At 50.1% G+C, this 19,383-nt stretch carries 15 protein-coding genes; 8 read left to right on the forward strand and 7 right to left on the reverse strand.

The window, feature by feature from the left end:
- Window positions 1-167: 167 nt before the first annotated feature.
- Entirely contained in the window at window positions 168-350 is a 183-nt protein-coding gene (locus tag J3U88_RS07440; RefSeq protein WP_207857953.1) for a hypothetical protein, read from the reverse strand.
- A 406-nt stretch (window positions 351-756) separates the two neighbouring features.
- On the opposite strand from J3U88_RS07440, the gene J3U88_RS07445 reads away from it, so the two are divergent.
- On the forward strand, window positions 757-1,293 hold the full coding sequence (locus tag J3U88_RS07445; RefSeq protein WP_207857954.1) for an ECF-type sigma factor: 537 nt from the start codon (window positions 757-759) through the stop codon (window positions 1,291-1,293).
- Window positions 1,290-3,923, forward strand: coding sequence for a serine/threonine-protein kinase (locus J3U88_RS07450; RefSeq protein ID WP_207857957.1), 2,634 nt, complete (start codon window positions 1,290-1,292; stop codon window positions 3,921-3,923). The genes J3U88_RS07445 and J3U88_RS07450 overlap by 4 nt, the downstream gene beginning before the upstream one ends.
- Window positions 3,924-4,416: 493 nt before the next feature.
- Here the strand turns inward: J3U88_RS07450 and J3U88_RS07455 are convergent, their stop codons facing one another.
- On the reverse strand, window positions 4,417-4,710 hold the full coding sequence (locus J3U88_RS07455) for a hypothetical protein (protein ID WP_207857958.1): 294 nt from the start codon (window positions 4,708-4,710) through the stop codon (window positions 4,417-4,419).
- Between the two features lie 208 nt (window positions 4,711-4,918).
- Between J3U88_RS07455 and J3U88_RS07460 the strand changes: the two genes are divergently transcribed.
- The 5 genes from J3U88_RS07460 (at window position 4,919) to J3U88_RS07480 (ending at window position 12,360) form a co-directional block, all read left to right on the forward strand.
- Window positions 4,919-6,649 carry a type VI secretion system Vgr family protein gene (locus tag J3U88_RS07460; protein ID WP_207857960.1) on the forward strand — a complete coding sequence of 577 codons (1,731 nt, stop codon included), beginning with the start codon at window positions 4,919-4,921 and terminating at the stop codon, window positions 6,647-6,649.
- 13 nt (window positions 6,650-6,662) lie between these two features.
- Window positions 6,663-7,088, forward strand: a complete 426-nt coding sequence (locus J3U88_RS07465) for a DcrB-related protein (RefSeq protein ID WP_207857962.1) — start codon at window positions 6,663-6,665, stop codon at window positions 7,086-7,088.
- Window positions 7,089-7,160: 72 nt separating this feature from the next.
- Window positions 7,161-11,681 (forward strand): RHS repeat-associated core domain-containing protein, encoded by a 4,521-nt coding sequence (locus J3U88_RS07470; RefSeq protein ID WP_207857964.1) that lies wholly within the window; start codon window positions 7,161-7,163, stop codon window positions 11,679-11,681.
- Entirely contained in the window at window positions 11,668-11,913 is a 246-nt protein-coding gene (locus J3U88_RS07475) for a CPCC family cysteine-rich protein (RefSeq protein WP_279382500.1), read from the forward strand. The genes J3U88_RS07470 and J3U88_RS07475 overlap by 14 nt, the downstream gene beginning before the upstream one ends.
- Before the next feature lie 81 nt (window positions 11,914-11,994).
- Window positions 11,995-12,360 carry a hypothetical protein gene (locus J3U88_RS07480; protein ID WP_207857968.1) on the forward strand — a complete coding sequence of 122 codons (366 nt, stop codon included), beginning with the start codon at window positions 11,995-11,997 and terminating at the stop codon, window positions 12,358-12,360.
- Between the two features lie 74 nt (window positions 12,361-12,434).
- Here J3U88_RS07480 and J3U88_RS07485 read toward each other — a convergent pair whose 3' ends face one another.
- The 3 genes from J3U88_RS07485 to J3U88_RS07495 all read right to left on the reverse strand — a co-directional run bounded on the left by J3U88_RS07485 (window position 12,435) and on the right by J3U88_RS07495 (window position 15,618).
- Window positions 12,435-13,469 (reverse strand): serine/threonine protein kinase, encoded by a 1,035-nt coding sequence (locus J3U88_RS07485; protein WP_207857970.1) that lies wholly within the window; start codon window positions 13,467-13,469, stop codon window positions 12,435-12,437.
- Window positions 13,470-13,651: 182 nt separating this feature from the next.
- Window positions 13,652-14,665, reverse strand: a complete 1,014-nt coding sequence (locus J3U88_RS07490) for a hypothetical protein (protein ID WP_207857972.1) — start codon at window positions 14,663-14,665, stop codon at window positions 13,652-13,654.
- Between the two features lie 542 nt (window positions 14,666-15,207).
- Window positions 15,208-15,618 (reverse strand): helix-turn-helix transcriptional regulator, encoded by a 411-nt coding sequence (locus tag J3U88_RS07495; RefSeq protein WP_207857974.1) that lies wholly within the window; start codon window positions 15,616-15,618, stop codon window positions 15,208-15,210.
- Window positions 15,619-16,044: 426 nt separating this feature from the next.
- Here J3U88_RS07495 and J3U88_RS07500 point away from each other — a divergent pair, with 426 nt between their 5' ends.
- Window positions 16,045-16,245: a hypothetical protein gene (locus J3U88_RS07500; protein ID WP_207857975.1), complete on the forward strand. Its 201-nt coding sequence runs from the start codon at window positions 16,045-16,047 to the stop codon at window positions 16,243-16,245.
- A gap of 362 nt (window positions 16,246-16,607) precedes the next feature.
- On the opposite strand, the gene J3U88_RS07505 is transcribed toward J3U88_RS07500, so the two are convergent.
- Window positions 16,608-17,531, reverse strand: coding sequence for a hypothetical protein (locus J3U88_RS07505; protein ID WP_207857977.1), 924 nt, complete (start codon window positions 17,529-17,531; stop codon window positions 16,608-16,610).
- Window positions 17,528-19,363, reverse strand: coding sequence for a type IV secretory system conjugative DNA transfer family protein (locus tag J3U88_RS07510; protein ID WP_207857979.1), 1,836 nt, complete (start codon window positions 19,361-19,363; stop codon window positions 17,528-17,530). The genes J3U88_RS07505 and J3U88_RS07510 overlap by 4 nt, the downstream gene beginning before the upstream one ends.
- Between the last annotated feature and the right edge of the window lie 20 nt (window positions 19,364-19,383).

Raw genomic sequence — 19,383 nt, forward strand, 5'->3', positions numbered from 1 at the left:
GCGAAATAATAGCCACATGAAGGATCTCTGACCTCAGGTTTCTTACGTGTATCAATTACGCAGCTTTGTATGCTGAAAAGTGCGGGATTCCCCGGGCTTTCCCGTGAAGTTAGAACCGAGGAATCCACACGGCCCGTCACGAAGCGCTTTTCTTCGTGACGGGTTCTTTATTGCTCAGCTTTCACTGTTTCCTCCTTCTGCGTGATCTCGATGCATGATTGGGGGTTTTCGGTGCGGTCCGCCTTTTGCTTCGTCTTGCTATTTCGGCGTTGCAAAACGACCAGGATTATCGAAACAACACCGGTGATAATAGCCGCAATGACTGGGCTATTGAGGACGGTTTCAATCAAGCAAACCTCCAGATTAAATTTTTAGGTTCATAAAACCAAAAAAAGGCTAGCATAGTCTTTTATATTTCATCCAGGAAATCTTACTTTTTTTACCTAATTATTTCAGGTATGGGTGCAGGCGCCTGTTACGTGGTTGATGGTATTTACGCGAAGGGCGGAGATCACTACCTGAGAACGTGTTATGAAGTTATCTGTGTTTTGTACCGCGAAGCTTGCTGTTGTTCGTCTGTCACTACTATTACACGGTTTGGTCTAATTCGGCGACCACAGAGAACTGGCCCATTCTTCGTATCTATGACTCGCGAAAAATATGACCGTTTCGCGAATTCCCCTACTCGAGCACGGTAGAAACCTGCGAGAATCTCCGCATAAAGAATCAGGAAAACATCTTGCGGAAGGAGCGGCAGTGGATATCACTCAAGAGTTAGCCCGGTGGCAACTTCATAAAGACCGTGAGGCGCTGAACCTCGTCATCGAGTTTGCATTTGAAGAACTCCAACTGCGTGCCCGTGGCCTTTTGCGAGAGAACCGGTTGGTCGATACCGGCGAGCTGGTCAACGCGGCGTACATTAAGCTCACCAAAATGGAGGACTGCCAATTTCAGAACCGAGGGCAGTTTTATAACTTGGTAGCCACCATCATGCGCAATTTCCTGGTTGATGAGGTTCGTCGTCGCGGTTCGCAAAAACGGGATGCGGAATCCACGGTTACGTTTGATGAAATGATGGAAGGGTATGCGCCGCCACAAACCGTGCGCCATCTGCAATCGGCACTCCAGGATCTGCATGAGCTTGATCCCCAGGCATTCGAGGTCGCTATTGATCGCATTACCGGCAGTACCTTTCAAGAGATCGCCACCAGGATTCAAGTGAGCGTCACGCAAACCCACCGAAAGTGGAGTTATGCCCACCATTTCCTGGCAGAAAGAGTTGTTGTCGAATGAATAAAACAGAATATTGGCTCGAACTGAAAAAGTACTTCGATGAAGCAGAGCATGTCCCAATTAATGAGCGCCAAGCGTTCATGGAACAGGTACCAGAGGAACTCCGCAAAGAGCTCACCTCAATGCTGGAGCAAGTAGATCGGTTGAATGCCGGGGAGGAAATCCTTCCTCTTCTGCCCGGAAGGGAGCTTGGGAGTGAACCATTTCCAGACCAAATCGGCCCATATCTCATTCTCGATTCGTTGGGGTCAGGAGGCATGGGCCAGGTGTATTTGGGTTCACATGTGAGCTTGGGTCGAGGCGCGGCCGTGAAAGTTTTGAAGTCCGGTTGGAACGATTCGAAACAGGAACAACGGTTTTCCGCCGAGGTTGATGTCCTGGCCAAGCTGCAACATTCCCACATCGCAACCCTTTACGAATCTGGGACAACTGACGACCGTCGTCCTTGGTTTGCGATGGAGTATATCGATGGGCTTGCCATTGATGCGTATTGCGGTGCCCATAATTTGTCACTCAATGATCGGTGTCGGGTATTCCTGCAAGTATGTCGAGCACTTGCGTACGCGCACTCACAGCTTATTTTGCACCGAGACCTAAAGCCATCCAACGTCCTGGTGATGCCGGACGAACACGGCAAACCATGGGCAAAGGTTATTGATCTTGGTCTCCATAAGCCCCTTGGTGACACCGACACGAACATCACTCTCACGTCAAGCATTGTTGGCTCTCCTCAATGGATGGCACCGGAACAAACAGTCGAAGGACGTACCCTTGATGTAAGAACAGATGTCCATGGGCTTGGTGCGATCCTGTATACCCTGGTCACGGAGAGGGCACCATTCATTCCGGCCCAAGATGGGCTGATTATTCCGGCCCTTCTCGACCGCATTCGCGATGAAGACCCCGTTCTCCCTTCTTCCTTGAACCCGTCGATAAATTCCGATTTGGACGCGATTCTTTTGAAGGCCCTGGCGAAAAAGCCGGATGATCGGTATCAGTCCGCCGAAGAGTTGGGCCGTGACCTCAAGGCGTATTTGGGCAATGAACCTGTTCAGGCAGCGAAAATCACACGCTGGTACCGCGCCAAAAAGTTTGTTCAGCGGAATCGTGTCCCCGTAGTTTCGGCGGCACTGGTTTTAGTCACGGTTTTTTCAGCTTTAGCAATCTCTGTAAATCGGACCTTGGCTGAGGTTAAAGCACGACAGGAGGCGGTTCGGCAATCAGAGCGCACTTCTGCGGTGTTGGCGTATTTCACGGAGACAATGGGGATGAGTAGCCCCTATCTGGGGAAAAAAGATGTTTCCGTGGCAGAGGTCATGAACCTCGCCTCAAAAACAGTCAACGACCGGTTTTCTGGTGACCCTCTCGTGTTGGCAAAAGTTCACCATGCTCTTGCTGAAACCTATTTGGGACGCGGCGAGCTTGACCGTGCCAAGGATCATGCGTCAGAGCTTCTACGCGTTGCCACAACAAATGAGGACCAAGTTGAAGCACTTTTGATTCAAGCTCTTATCTACATGGAAAAACGCGAGTTTGCTCAGGTCTTGGAGTTCTGTGAGACAGCCCTAAAGCGAACTGATCCGAAATCAGAGCAATCTGCAAAAGCGCGCTTATTTCAAGCTCATGCAATGCGGGAACAAGGAGAGCTTGCGCTGGCTGAAGCTTTATACATCGAGCTTTTACCCGAATTTGAGGTAAGGCTGGGCATTGAAACCTTCTATGCTCAGTGCTTGCGTGGGTTGGCAACTACCTTAAAGCAAAAAGGACATTACCAACCCGCACTGGTTAGATACAAGGAAGCATTGAAAATTCAAAAGAAACTCTACGGTATCGATCACCCAAGAACTCAGGAAACCTTTATAGGAATTGCTGGCGTTTATGCCCGCCTTGGCAAACAACATCAGGCTGTGAATCTTTTGAAATCTATTCTGGTAAGTAGAGAAAACACGATGGGAGAACATCATCCTTCTACCTTAGCTGCTCGGGTGAATCTGCAACATGCCCTTTATCGCGCGGCTCGATACGAGGAAGCTAAAACATTTGGGAAAGAAACGGTTCGACTTCATAAAGCTGTCCTTGGATTGGAGGCCCAGGAAACTCTAAAAGCCCAAAACAATCTGGCAATTACCCTAGAAGCTTTAGGCCAGCTTGATCACGCTGCGGAACTTCATAAAGCAACGTTTCACACTCAGAAGCAAGTGTTTGGAGAGGAGCATCCACTTACCTTAAGTTATGGGCATAACCTTGGCAGCTTTTACATCAGCCTCGGTTGGTACACCGAGGCTGAGACATTACTCCAAAAGGTGTTGAATTCTCGCCAACAAAAATTTGGCCCCAGCCACATCCGAACGATCTTTACCCAATTCACTTTGGGTGAGTGCTACGTGGAAATGCAGGATTTCGGCCGGGCACTCCCTTTGTTAGAGGATTCCTACGCAGGCCTGATCAAAATCCATCCGCCGGACCATGATTACAGTCTGATTTTTGCCGGGTTCCTTGGATATACCCGATGCGAACTCGGAAAGGACGCAACGCTTCTACAACAAAGCTTGGTCCAGCTCGACCGTGTTGAGCCGAAATACCGATTGAAGCTAGAAAAGTTTAGCAAGCTCTGTTTTGCAGACCTGTGAAGGAAATTATCCATTTCCATTGCCTGTTCCAGCAGAAGAGCCATCACCAGGAGTGTCGTTTGGTTCACTCATGGCAAAAGCGGCCGGAGCCACTACGCTTGCCGCAGAAAAGGCTAAAAACAAAACCAGCGCGATACCAGCGAATTTGCTTGTTTGGGTCATGGGTCTGAGAAAAAAGAATAAAGCGCCGCGAGTGTACCGGTTCTCCGAGAAAAATCAAGTCCTACCGAGACTAGACATCACCTTGGGCTTTTCACCTGGTCCGGTGCCGTGACGGATCTGTGAAACGAAAGGTCAGATACCTTTGGAAAAACGGTCGCCAATTTCCGTTTCTACTTATGAGGGCGCGGCCATCGACGATCCACTTCGTTTCAACAACGACACATCAACCATATGGATGCCGAGGTGGCCGGGTCCCAACCTAGCGGTCTGAGAAGAAAAACAGGCGACATCAGAAAAACCTTGGAAAAACCAAAACAGGAATCCGTTTCTATTAGTGAGGAGCGATTTTTCGTTTGCGAAAGCCCTGACCAGGTTTTCGGCGACTTAAAGCCGGTGAAGCAACCTTCCCCGGATTGAGGTGAACGCTCCTTATTTTTGGACATGGCAGGTGTTTATGAACCGGGTCTTCTTTCTCTTTTGTTGCATCAAGGCCGGAAGAAACCCAATCATCTGTCTCCTTGCCGCCAGCCAAAAGGCTGGCGGCTCCTCCCAACTTCTTCTTGGAAGTTGGGGCGTAGATTTGACGACTTCGCCTGGCAAGGGCCTTGTTAAACCTTTCGCTCAACAAGTCTTCAGAATCTCAAATGGGAGGGGGCTCGTTCTCACCTAAGCTAATGATCTTCGGTTGGTGATATTTGTCACCTAGAAAAGTTTCGTCGCGTGAACCGATTCGCGCCTAATGCCCGCAATAAGAAGTAACACGGCTCACCGAGACTTTCTTTTTTCGTCCTTGTCCTTTATCTTCCTCAACTTTCTTAATTACGGAGGCGAAAATGACCAAAGAAAATGATCTCAACATCAGCGGTCTTGGTGAAGACTTTTGGGTATTGCATCTTGAACACCAAGAGGAAATGAATCAACCATTTACGATGATTGTGGACGTGGTCTGTCGTGACCCCTCTGTACACCCCAGAACCATGCTCGGGAAAGCGGTTACTGTAGAGGTCACCTGTGGACCACAGGACCAACATACTCGCCAATTGAGCGGAATGGTGACCGATTGGAAGTTCCAGAAACGATTCCATGGAAACGCTGCCCATACCGATGAGGACCATTTTCAATACCGGGCAGTCGTGAGACCGTCACACGCTTTACTCAGTGAAAAGCGTGGGTACAAAGTTTGGCAGAATATGACGGTCAAAGATATGGTCAGTAGTATTTTGCAGAGCCACGGGGTCTCGGCACGGTGGGAACTAACCAACGAACTGCCTGACCGCACCTACATTGTTCAATACGACGAGCCCGATCTCAATTTTGTTCACCGCCAACTTGAAGCAGAAGGCGCGTACTACTTCTATGACCACGAACGCGGAGAGTTGGTTTTTCAAAACAGTCACCAAAAGCACCCTGCATGCGTGCCCATCGCCCAAGCGCCCTTTCGGGATGAGGACGACCATGACTCGGCGTACACCGCCGACGAGACTGTTTTTCATGCCTACCTCGAGAGCCGGATCATTCCCGCCAAATACGTGGCGCATGGGTACAACTACGAAACGCCTGACCTCCCCATGATCGCGGAGCGGTCCTCCCGGCAGTATGGCGCGCAAGTCGCGGGCGAGGTCTATGAAAGCGGACACCTTTTTTCATCTCCCGCCGATATCGACAAGTACACGTTTTTGATGCGAGAGCGAGCCGAATGTTTTTCCGAGGTCCTGAAAGGGAGCGCGACCTGCCGCTCGTTTGCCGTCGGACATGTCTTCGATTTACAGGATCACTACAGTGAAGAGCTGAACCAAAAATGGCTGATTTACAAGGTGAAGATTCAAGCCAAAGAGGTGAATTATCGGGTCGATTTTGAGGCGATTCCGGTATCAAGGCCCTATCGTCCCGCACCCATTACGCCAAAACCCAAGATACATGGGTACCAAACAGCGGTGATTGCCGGAAAACCTGGGATACCTGTTTTTCTGGATGACATGGGCCGTTGCAAAATTCGTTTTCACTGGGATCGTGAAGGACCTCGCGGCGAGCTCAGCTCCAAATGGGTCCGCCGTGCCAGCGGCTATGCGGGGCAAGGATTTGGCTTTCAGCATCCCCCTCACGTGGGCCAGGAAGTTCTTGTGGCCTTCAATAACGGCAACCCCGACGATCCAATTGTGGTGGGTGCAGTGTACAACGCTGTTCAGAAAAACCCATTGGGGCCAGCCCAAAAGCATCAGACCATTCTGAACACCATCTCTGGACATACACTCCGAATGGACGACACGGCAGGTGAACAAAAGGTTTCATTCGAAAGCAGTAGAGACCTGGATACCATTGTGGAGCATAATGCCGCCGAAGCCGTAAAAAACATCAAGTCAACCACAGTCAAAGGAAATTACACAATTATCTCCGAAGAAGGTCAGTTCTCAGTGACAGCTGATAAGCAAGGGGTTTCACTTAAATGTGACACGAGTAAAGTAGTACTTACTAATGAGAGCGTAACCCTGAGCCATGGAGATAACTCTATAACCATAAACGAGAATGGCGTTCAAGTAAAAGGAACGCTGATTGAATTGAATTAGGTATGAGGTTTTTATGATGGGTTCATACTACATGCATGAGGGCACCCTTTCCATTCCTCAAACTTGGAATGATGCCTCTCGGAACTTCTTCACTTGGAAGCAAGGTGACGAGGCGCTAACTCTTGCTGTGATTCGAGATCAGCTTGATGACGAAGATTTTGACCTGGAACAATACGCTCGAGACCAGGAAAAAAAGCTGAAGGATCAACTTCCACAGTTTCGCACGATTGAGAAGTATTTCGATGAGATAGGGAATATTCCGGCCTTTTTTATGGAATTTGCTTGGGAGCCAGAGCCTGGTCGATTGCACCAATTCACAACGGCTTTCAGGAGCAACAATCGGGTGATTTCACTTACGGGATCGGTACCGGGAAAGATGCTTCCAAAGCACAAAGCTATCTTTGAGGACATTTTCCGTTCATTCACCGCGAGAACCTAAGAGGAAGTCGTGGCAGAGAAAACCCAAAGCTAAATCCTTATTCGACACGTTATCACCTGTGAGTGAGGCGGTATGACCAAGTCTGCAAAAGCTCTCCTAGCCATTGAAACCATGATCCCTGTCCTCGAATTTATGGAGGTTCTTAAGCCGAAGCCCGAGTTGCGAGAACCGGCTGTAGTTTCACACGAAGTAGAGCACAGTCTGGCACTTGTGGGACTTGTGGCGGGCGCGGTTATCGGTGGGTTTATCGCATTTAAATTACCTAAGAAAAGCATTTTTTCCATCGCAGACGGGATTGGAACGGGAGCGGCAATTGGCGAGTTCCTCGGCAGCCAATTTTCATTCGGTACGGGTGAGATTTCATCAGGTGCCGCGACCGTCCTGATCGAAGGTAAAAAAGCCGCTCGGGCGGAAGATTTCGTGAATTGTTGGATGCATTCCGTCAGTCAGATCGCTCAAGGAAGCGAAACGGTCGCCATTTGTAAGTCGCCTGCTTCTCGCAAAGGGGAAAAACTAACCTGCGGAGCGATCATCAGAGAAGGTGTTCAGACTGTCAAGATTGGTGGCCCTTCAGCGGACGTGCTGGCCATTGCAGACGAAGTTCCTGAATTCATCAGAGATATTGTGCTCGTGTGCGATATTTTAGCGCTCAAAGATACGGCTGAATGGATCGCTACTGGGTTATTTTTTGTAGGAAAGAAGGCTGTCGGGGCAATAAAAGAGGCTGGCCTTGCAACGTGGAATTTCATCGAATCAACCCCGCTGTTCCGAAAAGCAAGCGATGAAATAGTTGATGGCATAGAGAATATCACCGAAGCCGTACGGAAAAAATTCGACGACATTGCTGGAGGCGGCAGCAGCGAGGCGATTGAAGAAGTCTCCGAGCAAGTTCGCAAGAACGTCGATGATCTCGGCTTGGGCGGTAGCGGCAGTAATGCGATTGAAACGATCTCAGAACAGACGCAAAAAGGGCTTGATGACCTTAACCTGAACGGAGGTGCCCGTCAGGCTGGAGATCAAGTAGAAAACATCTCAGATCGAATACAAAAGAACGTGGATGAGCTGGAAATCAATGGGAAGAATTCCTCGAAATCTCCTGATGGGCAATCCTGCTCCAATCGTTGCACCGATGGTGACCCCATTGATGTGGCAACAGGCCAGGTCGTTGAAGTGCGAACAGATTTCCAGATTGATGCAACCATTCCTTTGGTGCTCAAAAGAACCTATCTCACGGGTCTCAAGTACAGCGGACAACTCGGAAAAGGTTGGGCTGATACCTGGGGCCAAAAACTTCGGATTGTAGGCGAAACCTGTGAATTCTTTACCGACGAGGGCCAGATTCTCTTCTTTGAACTCCCTCAGGGAAACGGAAGTGGCCGGAATCCACACCAACCACATCTGACTTTGGTTCGATACCGAGGACACTATGCGCTCTATGATCACCTTGATCAGAAGCGGTATGGATTCTTCTGCCAAGACGGAGAGTGGATGTACCTTTCCGAAATAGCCGACCGTAACGGTAATGTGGTGGCTTTTGATCGTGACGAGCACGGGAATGTGCGCGAAGTTCTCCACAGCGATGGTCATCGGCTCCGTGTGACTATGGAGGACGGTTTCATTCGGAAAATAGAGCAACGAGGAAGCCAAGGTCAATATCGTGATTTGATGCGCTACGAACAAGACACACACGGTCGCCTCATCGCCGCTGAGGGGGTCCAATCCACCCGGCTCCAGTACGAATATGACGACCGGCATCGATTGGTGTGCTGGCTCGATCAAAAAGAAACATGGGCGCGCTACGAATATGACGACCACGACCGTGTCAGTTTCACCAACTGTGCGGATGGGCGATATACCGGCCGCTTCGAGTACCAACCTGACCAACGGCAAACTCACTTCTATTCGGAGGAAGCCGGAAGACGTACCTATTTTTACAACAGTCTCGGCCTGGTAACACGCCAGGAGGATGAATTGGGATTGGTGCGTACCACCTTGTGGGATCAGTGGGGTCAGTATATTGGAACGAAAACACCGAGTGGTCGTAGGACCACCCGGTCCCTCGATGAATATGGTCGCGTGGTGGCGGTTGTGGGACCGGATCAATTGGCAAAGCGCTTTTTTTACAGTTCCGCCGGAGACTTGCGCTGCGTCGCTCTTCCTGAAGGAAGCACTTGGCACATGGCATACGACTCTTGGGGGAACAGACTCAGTGTTACCGATCCAACCGGTGCCGTGACCAAATATGAATACAACCGCCAGGGCAGGTTGAAGGCAGTTACCAAGGCAAATGGCGCGTCTACCCGGTACCAGTACGACCAATTGCTGCGACCCATAGCAGTCACCAATGCCAAAGGCGAAAAGACCAGCGTTCGGTATGATGAATTTAGCCGAATTATTGACACCACCGATCCTGAATTTGTTCATAAAGAATATCAATACGATGCCTGGGACCGAATCGTCGGCGTCAATTATCCTGCGGCAAACCCTCTCGATCTGGGGGGCCGGTTTCGTCAAGCCTTCGAATACGACATCGAAGGCAACCTCGCTCGCTTCACTAACGGGAAAGGCCACTCCGAAGCATTCGAATTCGGGAGTTTTGACCTCCTGCGGCGTAAAGTTGATGCCAAAGGCAATGAACATCGTTTTTTTTATGACGGTGAGATTCGCCTTACGAAAGTGCAAAATAGCCGTGGTGAAGCCTATCGGTATGAGTACGACCAGCGAGGAAATGTCATCCTGGAACAGGACTTCTCTGGAAGGATTCATCGGTATGAATACGATCTCGACGGCTTATGCGTCGCCAAAATAAACAGCCACAAAGAAACAACGACCTACCACTACAATGCCGCAGGGCGACTGGAAAAAGAGGTGAGTCATTCAGGAGGAGAAACGCGGTACAGCTACGATTTGCTTGGCCGGATGATTCGCGCAACGTCGCCTACGGCAGATGTCGAATTTAAGCGGGACCTTCTGGGCCGGGTGATCTCCGAGAAACAAAATGGACGAATCGTTGAATCGCGGTTTGATGAATGTGGGAACCGTGTTACCCGTGTAACGGACAGCGGGCACCTGACCCGATTTGAGTTTGATCGCCGTGGGTTGCTCAAGCGTTTACAGCTGCCGTTTGATCAGGGGTTGGATTTCCGATACAACGGCCGTGGGCAGGAACTCCAACGCAAGCACGAAAAGGGATTTATCCTCCGGCAGAGCTACAATTCTTGGGGGCTTCTCAAGCAGCAAACCGTTGGCCGTCATGTAGAAAATTGGGTCCCACACCAGGCTCAACCGGCCAAACGGAAAATAGTGCCCTCAATGAACCGGTTGTTTTCCTATGATCACCACTTCAACCTGACGAAAGTGGAGGAGAACGACCACCTCCGCGCAACGTATCGGTACGACCAAAATGATCAGATACTTTCTGCTGAGTACGGAAATGGCGTGGCGGAAGCCTTTTCTTATAACGGCAACTTGGACTTGAAAGCGCGATCAGTAACGGTTCGAGGAGGAAGCGTTCCGATTCAGGCTGAAGCACGTGATCGGATTATCAACTATCAAAAAGGGTCACGGTTTGCCTCTGACGGTGTGCTTTCTTACCGGTACGACGAAGAAGGTCGCGTCATTGAAAAGCGAGAGGAAAAGCCGGGGTTCCGGCCGCAGGTTTGGGCCTTTGAGTGGAATGAAAGTAACCAGGTTCAAGCAGTACGAACGCCTTCTGGCCAAACCTGGAAGTACACCTACGACCCCTTTGGGCGCAGGCTCGAGAAGCGCTGCGGCCAATCGGGTACTAAATTCCTGTGGGATGGGGATGTTCTGGCTGAAGAGGTTCCTTTCGCTTCGGGTACTGATGCCTCTGCCAAAGTCTGGGTGTTTGAACCTGGTCAGTTTGTGCCCATGGCCTGCCAGCAAGGAAGCAAGGCCGCTTATGTAGTCACCGATCATTTGGGCACTCCGGTTGAAATGTACCGAGAAGACGGTGATGTCGTGTGGTCTGGAAGCCTTGGTGTGTGGGGTGATCAACATCGTGCCGAGGGCCGATCAGATGGGGAAGCCGCATGGGAGAATCCGTTCCGGTTCCAGGGACAGATGTTTGACAGCGAAAGCGGCCTCCATTACAATCGCCATCGCTACTATGATCCTTCTTCATCACAGTACATTAGTCCTGATCCGATTGGGCTTGAAGGTGGTTTCCGCCCTCAAGGGTATGTTGAAAAACCTTGTGCCGACTTTGATCCGTTGGGACTGAATCGGTGTGAAGGCAATCCTAGTGTCTCACTCCCTTCAGATGGAAAGTGGTCTCCTACAAAATTTGCCGACGGAAAATTGGAGGACCACTTTCAAAAGCATTCACATGAATGGGGACTTGGGAATATAACCATAGAAGGATATGAGAAAAGAGCTCATTCGCTATTAAGCAAAGTAGTAGATGGAAATATTTTGGGCTTCACTAGCAAACAAGGAACAGTATTTAGGTACAACAACAGGACTAATGAATTCGCAACAGCTAAACCAGATGGCACAATAGAGACGCTTTTTAGGCCAATAGATGGGTTTGATTATTTTCAGAGGCAGATTATTAAATATGGAAAAAACTAAAAAAACATGTCCGTGCTGTGGTTGCTTGACATTGGAAAAAGATAGCATGTTTGATGTGTGTCCAGTATGTTTCTGGGAAGACGACCCGCTACAAAGTGAAAACGAGCTTTACAAAGGCGGAGCAAACCAAGTAAATCTCAAAATAGCAAGAATTAACTATTTGAAAATAGGTGCGATTTCCGAAGAGTTTAAAACGCTAACTCGAAAGCCTTTAGAAAGTGAAATTCCGTAAAAACATCGCCAGAAAAAGGGTGAAGAATGGCGAATGAAAACTTGCTAACGATGACAAATTAACAGACTCAAGGAAACATTGTTGCAAAGTCTGGCAAACGATTTTATATTGATATTAAAAGATAATTCATGCAGGACAACTGACTCCTGGTTTAGACCTGGCTACCAAGATCAAGGAATAATTGCCTTAGAAGGTGACAATCTTAAGATGCTTTTCTGCACTGATAAAGATGAGTTAGTTATTGAATTCTATCCTGTAGAGTCGAATGACTGGCCTTCGGATGAGTACTTTACACTTGATTTATTATACCCCTTAATAACAGGAGAAGAGACGGGTGAAGATAGAGTCAATCCAATAACAGTTGATTACCTAAAAGAAAAATTAGATAAGATCGAATATATTTTTTGTCAAAAAAACATAAAAGAATTACTTGACTCATTGAGATAGAAAGAGTTGCTGGTGTTTTCGGGCTAGACTTAGGTTTTAAGCGGGGGTTTTTGTGCGTTTTTCTGGAGAGATGTTTACTGGAGAAACTTGAGAGCCTCTGTTTTTACAGGTCTATTTTTACTAGATAAAAAAGGACAAGGCTCTTCAGTGTTTTTGGCAGATTCCTCTGTTTCTTCTTCATTGTGATCCTCTGCGCTCTCTTTGAAATCAGGGATTTTCATGGTTTTCCCCATTTTTGAGAAAGCGATAATGGTCCGTTCCTCGTCGGGGAAGAAGTTGTCCTCGAGGCTTTTGGGTAATGCAATAAGGCTACTCAGGAAGTCATCAATGGTTTGCGGTCGAGAGCGTGGAGAAAGAGAAAGTGCTTTGGTAAAAAGCTGTCGAAAACCCTCTTCCTCAAACCTCATTTCCGGGAACGGTTCTGAAATAACCAGGCTCTCATATTTTCTTTGTTCTAGAACCTCTTCAGAATTACTTCCCCGGTAAGGCGATTCCCCAGTAAAAAGAAAATGAGCCAAAGCCGCAAAGGAAAAAACATCAGAGCGAATATCCAGCTTTTGATGACTGATTTGCTCGGGGCTGGCAAATTCAGGTGTAGCCTGTTTTTCATGGAGGCGCTTGGCTGAACCTTCAATCGAGCGCGCAAGCCCAAGATCAATGAGGCGGATCTTCTGATCCTCTTGAATCATGATGTTTCCAGGAGTTATGTCACAGTGAATAAACCCCTGACCATGTAATGCAGATACTGCGATAGCAACACCTTCAAGAATGTGCATTACCTCTTCCAGGCAGAGGAATCCAGGCTGTTCCAGAATCCAGCTTAAAGAACGGCCTTTTACTTCCTCCATCACCAAGTGTGGTGGGTTTTGGGTGCTTTCACAGGTAAAGTATGTCAAAAATGTTGGATGAGAAACTTGAACACCAATACGAGCTTCATTTTCGAGATTTTCAAGGGCGAGCCAATACCAACCTTCGGATACCGATTCTGGAATGGTTTTTACAACTACACGTCGGCGCATGTCCGGGTCCCAACAGCGGTGAACCGCAGAAAGAGGACTTTCCTGAAGGGTTTCGATAATCTCGTATTTTCCAATAGCTTTTTGTGACATTAATCCGACTCCCTGAATCGAAACTACTGTTCTCATTATCGCATATTTTGTCATGCATACCTCAGAGAAGTTGTTTTCAGTCGATGGTATCGAAAAAAGTGTCTTGTCAAGCTGGAAGCCTCTCTTGAAAAATAGCCCCCCAACTTCCTCATGAAAGTTGGGTGCTCTTGACATCACTCCTTTTAGACAACTTTGTGGAAGGAAAGGAGCTTAATTTTGCGTTGTTGACTCATTATGGCCTGCTCCCGTGCCAGCTCAGCACGGAACTTATGTCGTGCTTTCCACCAACGTGGAAGAAAGGGTACCAACGAACGCATTTTGTTTCCTGCGAGGGTAATAGCTCGACTGCTGGAAGCCAATTCTTTTTGGTTGGCGGCCAAGACAGATTCATAGCCCTGCTTTCGAATCAAACTCATCAATTTGGTCGCTTCATCTCGCCAGCCCCGGCGTTTTTGGAAATCGACCATACCCAATTTACTCGCCGCTGGCAGGCATTCACGTGAGCGGTTGACGAGTCGGAATACGTACAACGAAACGAGGGAATACCAACCCTTGGGTGACGCATGCAGTAGGTAAGATGCGATAGCCGTGGTTGATGCGCGGTATTCTGCATCGAAAGCTTCCGCGATCTGCGAGTACTTCAGCGGGTCCTGCTTCCCGACCGCGTCCAAAACGGCGTGGCTCACCGTTTGAGAAAAGATCCGTTTGAATTGTTGCCGTTTTCCTGTTGAGAGCCAGGGAAGGAAAACGGTGTATTTGCCGGTTCTCCAGCTGCGCCTGAAGCCCGCCTCATTCGCATACTTTACGGCAATATCGGGAAAACGGGACGGGGCAATCCCATTAGCTTTCAAAAGGCCGAGGGCCAGGTCCACTTCCTTGTGCAAGCTTTTTGCGCTGATACGATGATCGCCTAGCTCCACCCGAATACTTAACGGGGCAATGTTTTGGAGAGACCGTTCGGCTTGAGCCTGTACCCGGGGTGGATTCGCAGGTCCAGGCAAAGCGGTATCAAATTCTCCGGCCGATTGGTCGGGAACAAAATCGCTTCGCACGGTCAGGGAATCGGATGACCTAGAAAGACTATCGACTCGGCCTAAACAGCGGCATTTAGTGAATACTTTTTTCCCCACTCGGTATGAACTCTGTTCGTAGAGGTACTGGACTCCACGAATGGTTTTAATTACGTGATAGGCCATGCTGGCTCCCGTGGTAACACTACATTTTTCGGAGTCATTTGATCATTTGCTACTACTCGGGAAAAGATTCCCTTCGATGTGAGTGAACTCGTTAGCTTGTGTGGGAAATCTTCTTTTACAGAGAACTGTGATCGAGTTTTTGTGTGCTCCAACCCTCTAAAAGTACCTCAGCTGATTGCTTCGACTCTCGTTTTCTTCTCCGAAGGATTGAGCCAAAACCCAACTCAATATGAATGTATGGATAGCATGTCGAATGCGCTCGTTCGATTCGGCAGCGGTGTTTTTAGGTAACACTACAAAAACCGGGATGATCGGATACTTGCTTCTGGTTGCTATTTATGAGTGTGTTGTCCCAATGACGGAATTTGGTGTTTGCATAAAAGCTCTCGATTCGAGGAATTGGTTTCGATCCAACAGAGGTGTGTTTTTTTCTCCCAAGGCCCATCACGAGGACACTCGGTGAACCCTGTTCATGTTTGATTCTCGGCGGCCAAAACCATAGGGCTTGCCCCTTGAATGAGCAAGCCCCAGGTGCAGTAACACTACAGAATGGATTTTGGTTTGGGGAACGCCGCGACCGGGGCGCTCGCCATCGTCATCGCGGGCATGAATGGGGTCAGTTGCTCGGACTCCATGATGAAGTTTTCCAGATCACTGACCTTGTAGAACACCCGAGAGTTCTTGTGGTTGCCGAGTTTGTGGAAACGAGGTCCGGTTCCCCGGTAGCGCATGTTGCGGAGCCGCTTGACGGCGAACACTTCACCGTACCGGGCAGCGACCTGATTTTCGTTAAGGAGCTGGTCACCCGCTAACACTGCTTTCATGATGCGGGGTTCTTGATGTCCGATGAATCGGTCCAATTCTTCCGGTTTTTCACCCAGGAGCTGGGCTTTGAGCGAGAGTTCGACGAGTAGGGCGCGCAGTGCGGGCCGGGCCTGGCTATGCTGTTCCATGATGGTCCTCCTTGGGACGTGATTGAGTAGGTGGAGATGGTTGGGTGGATGGCTATGATTGAGGTTTGGTCTGGATGAGTGATTGGGATGGTTGGTTGGTGAGGAAGTTTGGGAATGAGGTGGATTGACGGCAGGCGAGGTCGGAAGTGTGAAAAACACTTCCGAATTGAATTGTGAATTTGGCATCAAGTCATAAAAAGACAGTGGTTTGAAACGTCGCTGTAGCGACGGCCAAAACGACGTTCATACCGACGTCCAAAACGACGCTCAAAACGACGGCGTCAAACTTGAGGTTGGTGAGTCCCCGGCAGCGCTTCAAACTGAGGTTTGTTGCCCCCCGCCTCCAATGAACTGACGCTGGATCGATTCAGGGATTGGGACGAACTTTTGGCGCGGAAAAACACCTGACGACGAGAAGCACGCCGCTTGGCACACGATTTCAGAAAAGACGATTTGCCGATGGATTGGATTTCGCAGGCGTCGGCACATGATCCGGGCCGCCTGGCATTCACCCAGAAAATGGAAGGGGACGCCTTCCAGGAGATGATCCACGTCATGTACTGCCCGGAATTGCCAGTTGATGACCTTGGGGAAGATGCTGTCAGAATGGGCGACAGTGACCTGTAAACGCTTTGTCGCAGCCACCGCAGCTTGCATCTCCCACAGGTCACGGTAGGGATGGTGATCAACGAATTCGACGGCGACCGAAAGTCGATGGAATTCGCTGTAAATGAATCGTGTGAAAGACTCGATATCGGGGCATAGTTGAGGGCGAGTGTGATGGTACCTGGTAGCAAGAGATCGGACAGAAGTGGGAGCAGAAGATGGCATAGCGGCACTCCTTGATAGTGCGGTGCGTGGGCAGACCTCGACCTTCTCAGCGGGTGGGTACCGCACTGCTGAAAACGGCCACGGTCTGCATCAAGGTTCGTGAGGAAGGACGGGATCGCTGGCGTGATCAGGGCCAATCCCATGGGAACAATGAGGGGTTATGAGGGAGGAAGAGGAAACGGCTTGGGCTTCAAATTCAGCACACTGTAGTGATCAGATTGGCTTAAGGGCCGTGGTGCCCGCCAACAGGTTTCGGGATCGCGAAAAAAGTCGTCCGCATGAGTCACCAGCACAAACGGTGCGAATCGATCAGGTCGCGAGAAGTACTCAGCAAAACGCTGGCGTACCGTGGAGGCCAACCCGGCTTCCTTGCAGAGCAACAATATCGTCGCGCCCTGTTGGTGCCCGTAGGCGGTGGCAAGGGATTTGTTCTGGAGACATTCGCGATAGCGTCCCAAATGTTTGAGGTTTCGTAAGGTGTCGTGCCCGAGGGCCACTTCCCACAGGAACCACATCGATTTGGTGCGATCCGGCCGGGTATCGGTTACTTCGCAAATGACATCAGGAATGCAGTACCGGTCTGTTCCCGGCAGCTCCAAGCGAGTTTGTGCTCGCAGTTGTGCCCCAGAACTTTGGCGGTTGTTTCCGGTTTTTACGAAGTAGCGTTCCCAGCGTCGCAGGGATAACACCCGGTAGCGTTGCTCGAGCATTTGGTCAAATGCGATATGGGCTCGGACGGTCAGCTGGCGGTGGAAATAATCGCGTTTGGCGAACTTGGGGTATTTGGCCGAGAGAGCCTCGATAGAGTTGCCCGTGTCTTCTTCACGAAGCACTTCTTGTCCTGCCGTTGTCAGGCAGTACATATACGAAAGCCTTCCAAAGCGGGCATCGACGCTGAATTTGAGGGGGAGAATTAAGGGCTGCTTCTTCCAGCGCAGTCGCGCCAGCTTAGCGGTACAACGTTCTACTTCCCGAAGACAGGTGCTTATGCCGAGCATTTCGTAGAGCATGGCATTAGTCAGGTATCCATAGCGGTTGAGGGTACGCAGTACCCGGAGTTGTCGCTCGGTGAGGTGGATCATGCCGCGCCTCCCCAGTTGCCAACAGAGGGGTCATGGAAGTCATCGAGGTCAAAGCCGTCTCGCGGTGGTGGGTCCCCTGCTTCAGGGTTTTCATGTTCGGGCACGTGGGATGCGGCCACGTCTTCATGAAACTGGGAATCGTCACCAACCCCATTCGGATCTGGGTGGCCAGTGGATTTGCGGTAGTAATCACAGATGAAGCTTTTTCGAAGTTCACACCATTGCGCTGGTTTCATCTGGGTTTTCTGGCCAAGGTAGGTATCGAATACCTGGCAGGTCAGAGCTGGCCGAGAGCCACATTGGACGACGAATTGCCCGGGCCTGAGATTGTGAAACGAATCGGCCGACGTGCGCATCTCGGTACTCATGGCTTTCGCCGTGGCGACCGTACTCTTGCCGACGATTTTGACATTGGTATTGCTGACAATGGCCCGCCGCATATCGTGATCGATGTTCTGGCCCAAATACTGCTGAGCCAGAAAGAGACGAAGCTGAAATTGTCTGGCTTCCGCCAGTGTCTCCGGGACGGTACGTGGATCTCCCAAGAAGTTATGGGCTTCATCCAGGTACACGTGAACAGGAACACGCTCTGCTGGCGCAATTTGACTGCGTCCAAATGCCACGGCCAGGATACTGGCCAAAAACAGGCGTCCGATGCAAGAGGAGACTTCGGCACCAATGGCCCCCTTGGGCAAGCTCACGATCAGTGTTTTGCCGTCATCAAGGACCTTTTGCAAATCGAACGAGGATTTCTGCTGGCAGATGACCCGGCGGAAGACGTCAAAATTGAGTAGTGAAGTGAGCTTGGTTTCGAGGCTGGCTCGGGTTCGATCAAAGGATTTATGGTAGAGGCGCGTGGTCAAAAATTGCCGGTGTTGGGCGGGGAGCAGGTGCGCGTTCTGGCACAGAATTCGATCATCACCCCGCAGCAGGGCAACGAGATCCTCGAAGGTGCTGTTTTCGGCAGCAATCAGAAGAACGATCAGCGGATGGAGCAGCGTGGATTGATGCAAGCTGAGTTCGACACCAGAGTTCAGCATGGCCAGGAACCCAGCGGTCAGGAACTGTGCCTGGCTATCGATCTGAGTTGGTGATAGCGTTCGCCCCTGTCGGTCGAAGGGGTTAAAGCTCGGGTAGAGTCCCTCGTCGGCCGCCAGCATTGGATCGAACAGAATCAGGTTTGATTCCTCTCCTTGGGTTTGCCGTTCCAAGTAGTCGACCCAAAAAATGGCCTGTTTCGCGACATCCCGGCTGAGATTTCCGGTCGGTTCGATCAGCACCACGGCACGTTTCCGGCCTCCTTGTTGCCCATGGAGTCGTGCTTGCATTACATCGCGCATGATGAGGGCCTTGAGGAGTTCAGATTTTCCTGAACCTGTTTGACCCAACAGGAGTCCGTGCTTGGCCTGTGCCGATTCGGGAAGGTATACCGGAATGGGTTTCTTCCGCGCAAAGTCCCGGTACAACACCGACAGCGGCGGTACAGAAAAAACCCACTTCTGCCAGCTTTCTTGTAGCCGCGCTTTCCCTCGTAAATGAGCGGGGACACTGAGCTTTCCGTAGGGATCGGTTCGGAGTTCTGCAAATTCTTGCCGGGTAGGGATTTTGAGATTTCGGAGTTTCGAGCTGAGATCCGACCACGCCTTCGGAGCGGCCTTGAGCAGGGTTGCAATACGTTGGTTGTGGTACGTGACAAACGCTTCGAGGCCATTGGTGGACAGGCCGGTAAGGGTCGTTTGCCCTATCGCGAGATCGGTGGGTGCGGCTCCCTGGATTTCCTGCCAGTATTTTTGCCAGTTAGTGGAAAGTAAACGCTCTGGAGAAGAGTGCATAGAAGCCTCCTTTTTCATGG

Source organism: Acanthopleuribacter pedis (assembly GCF_017377855.1).
Taxonomy (GTDB): Bacteria; Acidobacteriota; Holophagae; order Acanthopleuribacterales; family Acanthopleuribacteraceae; genus Acanthopleuribacter; species Acanthopleuribacter pedis.

What these genes read in the sequence shown, in the direction of transcription:
- J3U88_RS07510 (WP_207857979.1), bottom strand. Translation starts at nt 19,363, where the DNA reads ATGCACTCTTCTCCAGAGCGTTTACTTTCCACTAACTGGCAAAAATAC.
- J3U88_RS07470 (WP_207857964.1), top strand. Translation starts at nt 7,161, where the DNA reads ATGACCAAGTCTGCAAAAGCTCTCCTAGCCATTGAAACCATGATCCCT.
- J3U88_RS07465 (WP_207857962.1), top strand. Translation starts at nt 6,663, where the DNA reads ATGATGGGTTCATACTACATGCATGAGGGCACCCTTTCCATTCCTCAA.
- J3U88_RS07495 (WP_207857974.1), bottom strand. Translation starts at nt 15,618, where the DNA reads ATGGAACAGCATAGCCAGGCCCGGCCCGCACTGCGCGCCCTACTCGTC.
- J3U88_RS07485 (WP_207857970.1), bottom strand. Translation starts at nt 13,469, where the DNA reads ATGTCACAAAAAGCTATTGGAAAATACGAGATTATCGAAACCCTTCAG.
- J3U88_RS07475 (WP_279382500.1), top strand. Translation starts at nt 11,668, where the DNA reads ATGGAAAAAACTAAAAAAACATGTCCGTGCTGTGGTTGCTTGACATTG.
- J3U88_RS07505 (WP_207857977.1), bottom strand. Translation starts at nt 17,531, where the DNA reads ATGATCCACCTCACCGAGCGACAACTCCGGGTACTGCGTACCCTCAAC.
- J3U88_RS07450 (WP_207857957.1), top strand. Translation starts at nt 1,290, where the DNA reads ATGAATAAAACAGAATATTGGCTCGAACTGAAAAAGTACTTCGATGAA.
- J3U88_RS07490 (WP_207857972.1), bottom strand. Translation starts at nt 14,665, where the DNA reads ATGGCCTATCACGTAATTAAAACCATTCGTGGAGTCCAGTACCTCTAC.
- J3U88_RS07460 (WP_207857960.1), top strand. Translation starts at nt 4,919, where the DNA reads ATGACCAAAGAAAATGATCTCAACATCAGCGGTCTTGGTGAAGACTTT.